Raw genomic sequence first — 1,800 nt, forward strand, 5'->3', positions numbered from 1 at the left:
TGAATAACGCATAGTAACAGCTAGTAAAACTGCATCTAATGAAACTGATATACCGATTAAAACATTCCCTAAATCATGACCCGTACACGTTAGAGCAAGTATTAAATCCTGAGTTTAGAGAGTAGTTTATATACGCAAGAAGGCATATCAAGCAGCAGTGATCTGGAGCTAGGTTAAAATTCGCTGCTTGAGGCTGCCATATGGTGAGTATGGTCCTGTACGTTTAAAAATCAAAAGTAAGCTGTTTGACTTCAAACAAATCGGATTGGACTTGCTTTCGAGTATCAAGCTGATAATGGTAGTAGCCCTTTTCCCCCTTCCATGAACGTATATTATAGCCTTCCTTGCGGAGTTGACAGATAAAGGTAGGTAAACAATGGCCGAAACCCAACTTGTAAGCCTTGGGGCGTGTCAGTTCTTCGCCTGATTTGAGGAGTTCGAGGATTTTATGGGTTGTTGAGGGCATAGTAAAGCTCTTTAGTATTCAATTTGAATCTACTGTAAAGAGCTAGATTAGTCAAAGTAGAAAAAGTTACTGTGCTGTATAACCTCCATCCACAGAGTATAAAGAGCCAGTTACAAATGATGCTTCACCTGAATTTAGGAAATAAATGACATTTGATACTTCTTCTGGTAACCCTACTCGTTGGATAGGCTGAGAGGTTTTGAGGATATGATATAGATCATCATTAGTCATGTTTAATTTGTGCGAATTAGATTTCACCGCGTTATGGTATAAAGGTGTTTCAATGGTTCCAGGACAAACAGAATTAACCCTGATATTACTTGATGCGAAATCAATAGCCAATGATTTTGTTATTGTTGCTATTGCTCCTTTTGTTGCACCGTAAAGGACACTAGAGCCTTTACCTACAAATGATTGATCTGAACCCACTAAACAAATGGATCCACCATAGTTATTTTCAATTAAAGTAACAAAATTTTGGATGAAAAATAGGGTGCCTTTTACATTAATGTTAAAAATAATTTCATATTTTTCTTCTGTTAAATCTTTTAACGAGCCAAAGCTATGCACCCCAGCATTTGAAACTAAGTGATCGACTTTTTTTGTAAAGCTATCAACTTCTAATCTTGCTTTTTTGATTGAGCTTACACTTGATATATCACAGTTTATATGGAAGAAATTATTATGGGTTACTTCTGGTTTGTTAATATCTAAACCAAAAACTATATAACCTTCTTTTAGATATTTTGATACAGTTGATGATCCAATGCCTGTAGAAGAGCCTGTTATAGCAACATATTTAGACATGAAATTTTTCCCTCGACTTTTAAATTTATTAATCCTAGCTTGGGATTCTACTTAATAATTTTTAATTTATTTGTTGGGAAGATCAATGGTTCACTATAGCAGATAATTTCTTTATCGAAATCACTTTCAATAGGTAAACTGTATTGAGTAAACCTTTGATAGCAATCTCTATGAGTTAAGTAAGTTTGAGTTGCTATTTTTTTTATCATCATCAAAAAGTGATTGTAGCTGAAGTCAATTAATGTTTTAGAGAGTTCTAAGTTTTTCTTAGATCGGGCTGCAACCCCTATAACAAGAAAAAAAGTTTGATCATTATGTTTGACTTTAATTTTAATAAACTTTCCACCATAGAGGTTATATCGATTAGATTTTAAGTGAGTTAGTTCATGGTTGTATTTCGTATGCCCTTCTGACCAGTCCCACATATCTTCATTATGAACTAATTGAGGGTCAAAGCCTCTATCGTAGCGCGACATAGGATTAGCTTCGTAATCTTCTTCTATGTCTTTAACTCACCTTACGCACTG

General features: G+C 34.7%; 3 protein-coding genes. All 3 read right to left on the reverse strand.

Annotated elements, in window-relative coordinates:
- Positions 1-223: 223 nt before the first annotated feature.
- Positions 224-466, reverse strand: coding sequence for a hypothetical protein (locus C200_RS11645; protein ID WP_032126346.1), 243 nt, complete (start codon positions 464-466; stop codon positions 224-226).
- 66 nt (positions 467-532) lie between these two features.
- A complete protein-coding gene (locus C200_RS11650) occupies positions 533-1,273 on the reverse strand; it encodes an SDR family NAD(P)-dependent oxidoreductase (RefSeq protein ID WP_033923775.1) in 741 nt (246 codons plus the stop codon).
- A 47-nt stretch (positions 1,274-1,320) separates the two neighbouring features.
- Positions 1,321-1,749: a hypothetical protein gene (locus tag C200_RS11655; protein ID WP_016212413.1), complete on the reverse strand. Its 429-nt coding sequence runs from the start codon at positions 1,747-1,749 to the stop codon at positions 1,321-1,323.
- Between the last annotated feature and the right edge of the window lie 51 nt (positions 1,750-1,800).

It is taken from the genome of Piscirickettsia salmonis LF-89 = ATCC VR-1361, assembly GCF_000297215.2.
Classification (GTDB): Bacteria; Pseudomonadota; Gammaproteobacteria; order Piscirickettsiales; family Piscirickettsiaceae; genus Piscirickettsia; species Piscirickettsia salmonis.